This is a genomic window from Pseudoalteromonas sp. Ld19, from assembly GCF_045064135.1.
Classification (GTDB): domain Bacteria; phylum Pseudomonadota; class Gammaproteobacteria; order Enterobacterales; family Alteromonadaceae; genus Pseudoalteromonas; species Pseudoalteromonas aliena.
Genome location: NZ_JBISHA010000017.1, coordinates 286,604 through 295,658, shown reverse-complemented (window position 1 = coordinate 295,658; position 9,055 = coordinate 286,604). Strand labels below are relative to the sequence as shown.

General features: G+C 37.8%; 8 protein-coding genes. 6 read left to right on the top strand and 2 right to left on the bottom strand.

What is annotated here, in order from left to right; all coding sequences use genetic code 11:
- Positions 1-11: 11 nt before the first annotated feature.
- Positions 12-470 (bottom strand): division/cell wall cluster transcriptional repressor MraZ, encoded by a 459-nt coding sequence (gene mraZ, locus ACJJVZ_RS06530; RefSeq protein WP_405599135.1) that lies wholly within the window; start codon positions 468-470, stop codon positions 12-14.
- A 495-nt stretch (positions 471-965) separates the two neighbouring features.
- Here mraZ and ACJJVZ_RS06525 point away from each other — a divergent pair, with 495 nt between their 5' ends.
- The 5 genes from ACJJVZ_RS06525 (at position 966) to ACJJVZ_RS06505 (ending at position 6,683) form a co-directional block, all read left to right on the top strand.
- Positions 966-1,304, top strand: a complete 339-nt coding sequence (locus ACJJVZ_RS06525; protein WP_182701924.1) for a DUF883 domain-containing protein — start codon at positions 966-968, stop codon at positions 1,302-1,304.
- Between the two features lie 6 nt (positions 1,305-1,310).
- Complete coding sequence (locus ACJJVZ_RS06520) at positions 1,311-1,757, top strand: hypothetical protein (protein ID WP_405599132.1); 447 nt, start codon at positions 1,311-1,313, stop codon at positions 1,755-1,757.
- A 10-nt stretch (positions 1,758-1,767) separates the two neighbouring features.
- The gene (locus ACJJVZ_RS06515; protein WP_138584680.1) at positions 1,768-2,010 is read left to right on the top strand and encodes a hypothetical protein; all 243 of its coding nucleotides are present in this window, start codon (positions 1,768-1,770) and stop codon (positions 2,008-2,010) included.
- Positions 2,011-2,653: 643 nt separating this feature from the next.
- Positions 2,654-5,698: an EAL domain-containing protein gene (locus ACJJVZ_RS06510; protein ID WP_405599553.1), complete on the top strand. Its 3,045-nt coding sequence runs from the start codon at positions 2,654-2,656 to the stop codon at positions 5,696-5,698.
- Positions 5,699-5,783: 85 nt separating this feature from the next.
- Entirely contained in the window at positions 5,784-6,683 is a 900-nt protein-coding gene (locus ACJJVZ_RS06505) for a LysR family transcriptional regulator (RefSeq protein WP_405599129.1), read from the top strand.
- Between the two features lie 30 nt (positions 6,684-6,713).
- On the opposite strand, the gene ACJJVZ_RS06500 is transcribed toward ACJJVZ_RS06505, so the two are convergent.
- Complete coding sequence (locus ACJJVZ_RS06500; RefSeq protein ID WP_405599127.1) at positions 6,714-7,658, bottom strand: YihY/virulence factor BrkB family protein; 945 nt, start codon at positions 7,656-7,658, stop codon at positions 6,714-6,716.
- A 120-nt stretch (positions 7,659-7,778) separates the two neighbouring features.
- Here ACJJVZ_RS06500 and ACJJVZ_RS06495 point away from each other — a divergent pair, with 120 nt between their 5' ends.
- Positions 7,779-8,855, top strand: a complete 1,077-nt coding sequence (locus ACJJVZ_RS06495; protein ID WP_405599125.1) for a mechanosensitive ion channel family protein — start codon at positions 7,779-7,781, stop codon at positions 8,853-8,855.
- Positions 8,856-9,055 lie beyond the last annotated feature (200 nt).

The following is a 9,055-nucleotide window of genomic DNA, read 5'->3' as shown; positions in this document are numbered from 1 at the left end:
TTTTTGTGCTATCAGAGTGTGAAATTATCTAAATCTAAGTTGGGCTCAAAATCACCAAGCCTTTCAAGCTCAGTATCTTGGCGCATCTGTTCATGCCAACGCGCTTCATCCCAAATTTCAAATTTATTCATCAAACCAACTAGCATGATTTTTTTGCCAAGCTCTGCATGTGCACGCAATGAAGGCGCTAACAAAATTCGACCATTTTTATCGAGTTGATATTCAGTGGCGTTCCCGAGCAACATACGCTGCATGCGACGGGCTCGTGGGTTCATATTCGAAACTTTTGCTAAGCGACACTCTATTTCGAGCCACTCAGCCAGTGGATATAACCATAAACACGGCTCATTTAATGCGACGGTACAAATAACCGTTCCCTGATCTTCAGACAATAAAGGTTCTCGGTACTTAGTTGGTACCGCAAAACGCCCCTTCTCATCCAAACTCAGTGAACTTGCGCCACGAAACATAAAAAGCCTACTTTGAGTTATTTAAAGCAACTATAAATCACTTTGATCCAATTTGATCCACTAAAAACCACTTTTCTCCACAGTGCTCCAGTTTAGGGCTTGACAAGGCTTTTTGTCAAGTAAGCAGGCTCGCTTTAACAAGTCTCAAAGCTAGAAAAAATAAGGGTTCAAGCAAAGCGATTGAATTGTGTGGAAAAAAGTGGAGTCATCGTATAAAAAAAACTTTATTGGCTTTAAGTAACCTACTTTTGACAAACTACACTTACTGAATAAACAGTGAATATTCACTGTTTATTTAATCCTTTTGTATGGCTTTGTAAAATTTACTCAAATGGGGAGTAAGAGTTACTGTTTATTTTTAATAAAAAATATCGAAAAACACTCATAAACATTAAAAAACCTTAAAATTCAATGATTTTTAATAAATAAAGTTTGGTTTAATCATTGCATCATCTAAATCACTATTTAAATACTTTAACTTATTAAGGATTGATTATGGCTACTGCAACAAGTACGAAAGCAAACACAACTTCAGATATTAAGCCCGACGTTAAATCATCAAATACAGAAGCGCCTCTTACAGAAAAAGCGGCATCTGCTGCACATGATGCGGTAGATGCCCTTTCTAGCAAAGCGGCAACAGCTGAAAGCAATGTTCGCAAAGGCGCTTCTAGTTCAGCTGAAGCACTCAGTGAAAAGCAACTTTTAGCACGTGAAAAACTAAGCGAGTGCACAGCTAAAACACGTGCTTTTGCAGCTGAAAATCCATTAGCAACAGCAGGTATTGCTTTTGCTGCGGGCATGTTAATTACATCATTATTCCGTCGTAAGTAACTTGTTATGAATAACCCACAAACAATCGCAGCCAAGGATGGTAATGAACGAAACCAAACTACTGAGCAACCGTGCCAAAAGGACGATTGGCAAGATCATATTGCAAAGCTTTTAACATATTCAAAGCAGCTCAAGGATGATTATCAGACTCAAGGAGAGATCACCCATCAGCTTGCCAAAGCTGAATGGCGGTTATCGCTTAGATCGCTTGCACTGATCACGATATTTTTAGGATGCTTTGCCAGTGGTTTGGTTTTGTTGTGGGCGGGGATTTTAGGTGCTGTTGGGTTTGCTATGTTCGATCTATTTGGATCGGTATGGCTTGGTATTGCAACAGCAACTTTACTACAAATAGCATGTTTAGCATGGCTTTGGAAAAACACCGTTTATCTGAGCAATAAAATTGGCTTTAGTAAAACATTTAAAAGCCTAAAGCAGCTATTTAGTTTGTAAGGAAATTAATATGTTAGTTAATTATTTAATTAAAGAACCGAACAAGAACGTTCAAGCTTTAAGTGAAAAGATGGATATGCAAAATGAATTAAAGCGCCAGCACCATGCGGCATTTCAATACAGGTTAAAGCGCCTAGCTGCAACTAAGGTAGGTATAACCAGTGCATTTTTAGCTGGTGCCGCCGTACAAGCAGGCAAAAGCGAAACAAGCTTAGTAAGAAAATACGGTTGGCTCGTAAGGTTATTAGCTTAAAGCCAATTAACTCTGCCGCGATCTGATCAAAGGTAGTTAAGTTCTTTTTGCTAAACAAGATTGTACATTTAAAACTACAATGTCACTCGACATGACAAAACCAATGACTGCGTCTATCACCTTTTAATATAAATCCCTAACATGCTCAGAAAATACTGAATTTATCACTATAATAAAACCACTTTTTAATTCAATTCGCTTAATTAAGTGAGCTTTTCAAGCTCTCGTATAAATACTCGAAAAGCCCATTACGCAAATTTTCACATACTTCGCAAATTCAGCAACACTAAAAACATTGATCACCACATTTGCAAGAAGTGATCTTTGCAGCGCTATAATAAACAGCGCTGGCATGACCAACATTTGTAAAAAAGAGATTAACAGTTAGCTTAGCTAATAATTCAACTTTTTAGAATTAAAATACAACATAGCTGCTATTTATATATTAAGGATAATACATTATGCTTATAAACCCCTCAAAAAGCACAGTAAGCATTTAAAAATAAACAATTTTTCTGCAAAACCCTATATCTAACATGGTTATTTTTTCTTTATTTGACTACAATAATCTCTCAGGGAAATAAATTACAGGGAACAGATTATTTTTACTTCATCACTTAAAAGCCAGCTCTATCGATTATTAATTTTGCTAAGCATACCAGGCGCTGCTGTAACGCTATTTACGCTATATCTCGAGCGTGGTACAGCAATAGAAAAAAGTGAAGAAAAAGTAATTAACATAGCCAAGCATTTAACCCACCATCAAAAACAGATGGTCAGTGATGTTAAAAAACTAACTTTGTTTTTAGCTAAAAAAGTTTCAAATCATCAAGCTCTCCCAACCTCTTGTCCTTCTTATTTCACTGATATTAAAGCGCTTCATACCAACGTAGCAAATATAGGCATTGTCGACATAAACGGTGACGTAATGTGCGTTACCAACGGATATAGTAAAAATATTAATATAAGCGACCGCCCATACTTTGAAAATGCTATTTCAAAGAAAAGTTTTTCAATCGGATATTTTCAATACGATAGAAGCATTCAAGCACAAAGCGTTAATTTCGCTTACCCTATTGTCGATAAGAATGGTCAGCTTATCGGTGCACTTGTTACCGTTATTGCGCTAAATTGGTGGAGTCTTGAATTAAATCAAGCCAGCTTTCCAGATGGAGCAAATGCGGTTATTGCTGATTCAAATGGGTTAATTCTTGCTAATTACCCTAATTCACTAAATCAGCTAGGCAAAAAGATTACTAACAAAAACTTACTCCACGATGATAAATTAAATGCCGTATTTAAAGATAAAAACGGGGTTAACCAAATATTTCATCGTTCTATTTTATATAAAGACATTAATAACAATAATTTAGATATTTATATAACGCTCCCTATTGATGACTTTATAGATCAGGTTAATCTTAACTTTATAAAAACCATTTTGGCTTTTCTAGCTGCCATCACCCTGATAACTTTTTTAGCGCGAAGAGTGATTCAATCAAGTATATTCAACCCTCTTAAAGATTTGTCAAAAGCCACTGATCAGCTAGCGAAGGGCAGCATGCCCAACAATAAAGCAAAGCCTAACAGCCCTGAGTTATATGCTTTGTATAAACGCTTTGAAGTTATGGCAGCAACTCGATTAACAGCAGAAGCAAGCTTGAAAAACAAACACGATGAACTCACCAGCTTACTAGATGCCTTGCCTGACGGTTACCTGAAATTGAATAGTGATGGAGAGCTGCTCAATGTTGGTGGCCATATAAGCCCACTATTACTAAAGAAATCAACCGCACCAATGAGTTTATCGTGCTTATTACCAAAAGCGAATGCACAGTTACTTTTATCTTATTTATCCAAATCAAAAAAACAAGTGACTCTTGAATTTAAACTCGATGAAAGTAATGATGATTATTTTTTCGAAGCGCGTATTAATGCTCTTAACAAAGAAAACGAATACATACTCGTGCTGCGAGATATTAGTCAGAAAAAACAAGATGAAAAAGCACTGCATTTAGCGTCACTGGTTTACAGTAATAGCAGTGAAAGCATGGCAATAACTGATGCCGATGGTATTATTTATGATGTTAATCCTGCATTTTGTAAAACCACGCTATACAACAAAGAAGAAGTTGTTGGTAAAGCTACGCATATTTTATCATCCGGTAAGCACCCTAAAGAATTTTATCAAAAAATGTGGTCAGAACTTCAAGTCACAGGCCGTTGGCAAGGCGAACTTATAAACCGTAGAAAAAATGGCGAACTTTATACTGAATGGTTATTAATCGATACCGTATACGATGATAACCACACGCCGATTCGTCGTGTCGCTATTTTTACTGACTTAACAGAAAAAATTAAAGCAAATAACACAATTTGGCGACAAGCACATTTTGATCACCTTACCGACTTACCCAATCGTTTAGAGCTAAAAGAACGCTTAAACCAGCGTTTTTCAGATTTAACCAGCGAAGATAATCAACTTGTTGTTATGTTGTTAGATATCGATCACTTTAAAGACATTAACGACACATTGGGCCATCATTACGGCGATCACTTACTTAAGCAAGTGTCGAAACGCATAGTGCAATCTGCAAAAAATGCAGAGTTTGTAGCAAGAATTGGTGGCGATGAGTTTGTTATTGTATTTAATAAAATTAAAAGTAATCGCCATATAAACCAAATTGCGAGTAATATTTTACTTAGCCTATCAACAGTATTAAATGTCGAAAAAGAAGAGTTATTTATCAGTGCAAGTATAGGTATTGCTTGCGCACCTTCGGATGGTGAAAATACTGAGCAATTATTAAAAGCCGCCGATCAGGCGATGTATAAAGCAAAAAGTAATGGCCGAAATGGCTTTGAATTTTTCTCTGCGGATATGCGCGAACAAGCTCAAGCACGTATGCAATTATTAAAAGATTTACGAAGCGCAATAGAACTCAAACAATTCGAGCTATTTTACCAACCTATTGTTAATTTAAGTGACTTGCACATCCACAAAGCCGAAGGATTAATTCGTTGGCAACATCCAGAAAAAGGCTTAATAAGCCCTATTGCATTCATTCCGCTAGCTGAAGAAACCAGGCAAATAAACGCACTTGGTCAGTTTGTGTTTGGCCAAGCCTTAGAAACGCTCAATGACATTAAAAAATTAACCAGTAGTGAATTTCAAATAAGCGTTAACGTGTCGCCGGTGCAGCTTTCGACACTCGATAGCGGCATAGATGATTGGCCTAACATGTTAAAAGCAGCAAAACTTCCTGCTTCTTCTATTGTGGCCGAAATCACAGAAGGTTTGATGGTTAACCCCGAAGCGTTAACACAAACACGTCTTAAAACCTTGGTTCAGTCGGGTATGCAATTAGCACTGGATGATTTTGGCACTGGTTATTCTTCACTTGCTTATTTACAAGAAATGGACACCGACTACCTTAAAATAGATAAGCGTTTTGTTGATAATATTACGCAAGGAAGCCAAGAGCTTGCCCTTTGTGAAGCTATTATCGTAATGGCGCACCAATTGGGATTAAAGGTTATTGCTGAAGGTATTGAAACAGAATTACAAATGCAATTACTGCTCGCTGCAGGATGTGATTACGGACAAGGGTACTTATTCTCCAAGCCACTAAATAAAAGTCGCTTTATGGCACTTTTAGCAGATAAAAAGATGATCATTTCTATCTAAGATTAAATAACGCCACAAGTGCAATAAAAGCAAGTTCTTCACGGTCAAGTTACTCAATCGATAAAAGCAGTAATAGGATTGAAACATGGCAAAGGCAACGTTAGAGCAATGGAGAATGTTTAAAGCCGTTGTTGAGTGTGGCGGATTTGCAGGTGCAAGTGCCGCAGTGCATAAGAGTCAATCAACAGTACATCATGCTGTGCAAAAGTTAGAAGCGGCTCTGCAAATAAAGTTACTTGAGGTGAAAGGTCGAAAAGCATTTTTAACCGACAGCGGTAAGCTTATTTTACGCAGGGCTGAATTTTTAATACAAGAAGCAAGTAACATAGAGTCAGTTGCCACTTCGCTCAGCAAAGGTATAGAAAACACCTTAAAAATAGCCGTTGATGAAGCACTCCCCCAAGCTGTTTTATATCAAGCTCTTGTTAAAACGAGTGAACTCTACCCATTACTAAAAATCGATTTAATCGAAAACGTACCTACTAATACGAATGAGCCTTTGAACAATGCCGTTGTTGATTTAGCTATTTCATCTATTCCTACATTTGGTATTATCTGCGATAAGCTGTGTGATATAGAATTTATTGCCGTAGCTCATAAAGAACATGTTTTGCATCAGCATTCTGAACAATTAAGCTTTCGCGATTTAAAATCACATCGACAAATCATAGTGCGCGATTTAATAACTCACACACGCTACAACGAAGATTGTAGTAGTACAGAACGCTTAGATTTAGATATGTACTGGACTGTGGGCCATTTACGTGACGCTATTGATATGGTGAGTCAAAACTTAGGTTTTGCGTGGCTACCAATAACGCATATAGCTTACCTTATTGATAATAGAACATTAAAAACGCTTAATTTGGCACAAGGCACAAGCCGGGCTTTGCGCTTATATTTAACGTGTGACGACACCGATAGACTTGGGCCCGCAGCACAAGAATTTAAAGAACAGCTAAAACTAATTATTAACAAAACCTAAGTAACCAGCTTGAAGTTAAAATTACGCCCTCTAAACATCTAAATTATCGGCAACATATGCGCCTCTCTCGCCTCGCTTTTTAGCTGGTCCCACGGTGCTATCCTTCGCCGTTTGCTGCTCTGTTGCCGCATTTATAACCGCGCCTAACGTGACGATGTATGCACTGATATACAGCCACATAAGCATAATCACTACACCACCTAAAGAGCCATAGGTCTCGTTATAACTCGCAAAGCGCGACACATAAAATGAAAAGCCAATGGAGGCTGCAATCCAAAGCACAGTTGCAATAGACGACCCCATCGTGATCCAACGCCACTTAGCCGCCTTACGATGCGGTGCATAGCGGTATAACAACACCAATGCAAAGTTAAATGTAAATGCAAGTAATGGCCAAGAAATAAACTTAATTAATAAATCAATACTCTCTTTTAAGCCCACCAAATTAAGGACAATAGGTAAAATACCTATGATCACAAGTGCAAAAATGGCGACAACAATCGCCCCAACCGAAAAAATAAATCGCATTAACAATGCTTTAAAAAAAGATCGCTTTTCATATTCGTGATAACTAATATTACACGCAGTAATTAATGCTTGGCTCCCCTTTGAACTACTCCAAATCGTTAATACTAATGTCCCAAAAGCACTTAAGCTCAAGCTTGTGTGAGAGCTTTTTGCAAGATTAGATACCTGCGATAAAATAAGCTCCCGTGTGCTTTGGGGTAGCAAAGTAACAAATTGGCTTAAATGCTCGCTAATATCAGTGGGTGATGCAAAATAAGCATAAACCGACACTATAGCCGCAATAGCAGGAAAAATTGCCAGCAAGGCATAAAAAGCCACACCAGCAGCTACCAACGATAAATTATCTTGGCTTGTTTTTTTAAAGATACGCTTTGCAATATCCCACCATCCCAAAATAGGAATGTGCACTGGTTGCTTTGCTTGTTGACCCCGTTTAGCCTCACTCATCCTAAGCTCCTGTATTTGTAATACATTGATACAGCAAAATACTTGCCAAAACAAAATAGTGATTGGTATTAAACTTGCTACTATGTAGTTTATAAAGGACTCAAACATAGACAGGCAGCCATGCACAGCATTTTACTAAGCAACATAACACTCACTAATACGCTACCTGCGGCAGAAGCAATTAAAGTAAGCACACTATCGTGGCAGTTTTTTTATGACCAAGGTATGCAATTACTTCACACCGCAGCGCAATTATTACCCACTTTGCTATTAGGTGTTATTTTACTCGTTATAAGCTATTTAATTGCGGGGCCACTGTCGCGATTACTTATAAAACCCATTAATTTTATAACCGACAGTAAACTGGTTGTGCTAGTGGCTAGGCGTGGTATTAGCACCCTGATTATTTTATTAGGCCTGTACTTATTTTTACGCTTAGCAGGGCTTACCGAATTTGCGGTGGCGATAATGAGTGGCACTGGATTAATCGGCCTGATTTTAGGCTTTGCCTTTAGAGACATAGCTGAAAACTTTATCGCCAGTTTACTTTTAAGCGTGCAACGCCCTTTTAAAATTGATGATGTAATAGAAGTAGACGGCAGATTGGGTGTTGTTAAAAAAGTAACAGCGCGTGCAACAACACTCGTTGATTACGATGGTAACCATATTCAAATACCCAATGCGACAGTGTACAAAAATACCATTAAAAACCTGACCGCTAATCCAAAAATGCGCGGAAAAGTAGAAATAGGTATTGGTTACGATAACGATATACGCAGTACACAAACTCTCGCCCTAGATATTGCCAATCAACAAGTTGCAGTACTGAGCGATCCACCTGCGCAAGTACTAATAAAAAACTTAGGCTCATCAACCATTAACTTTATTTTATACTTTTGGGTTAATGGAGAACAGCACAGCCCACTAAAAGTCAGCTCCCAACTAATGCGCGAATTAGTTAATGAGTTTACAAAACAAAATATTAGTATGCCTGATGATGCCCGCGAACGAATTTTACTTAATTCGCCTAGTACAGAACTTGGTAATTCAGATCAGCCACAATCGCATAGTGAAACCAAAAACACCGAAACACATGAGCAAACCCAAACACTTAATGATGTAAGCAGTGATACCGACGAAATTAGAGAGCAAGCCGATCAATCACGCGATCCTGAGCAAGGGAAAAATATTATTTAAGAAAGGCAAATTGTATTGACCACACAGCAATAAACTACAAATCTATACCTTTGATATATGAAGTCAAGATTTGACACTGAGGGATCATACCAACGAAATTAGAGAGCAAGCCGATCAATCACGCGATCCTGAGCAAGGGAAAAATATTATTTAAGAAAGTGTAAATTGTATTGACCACACAGCAATAAACTATAAATCTT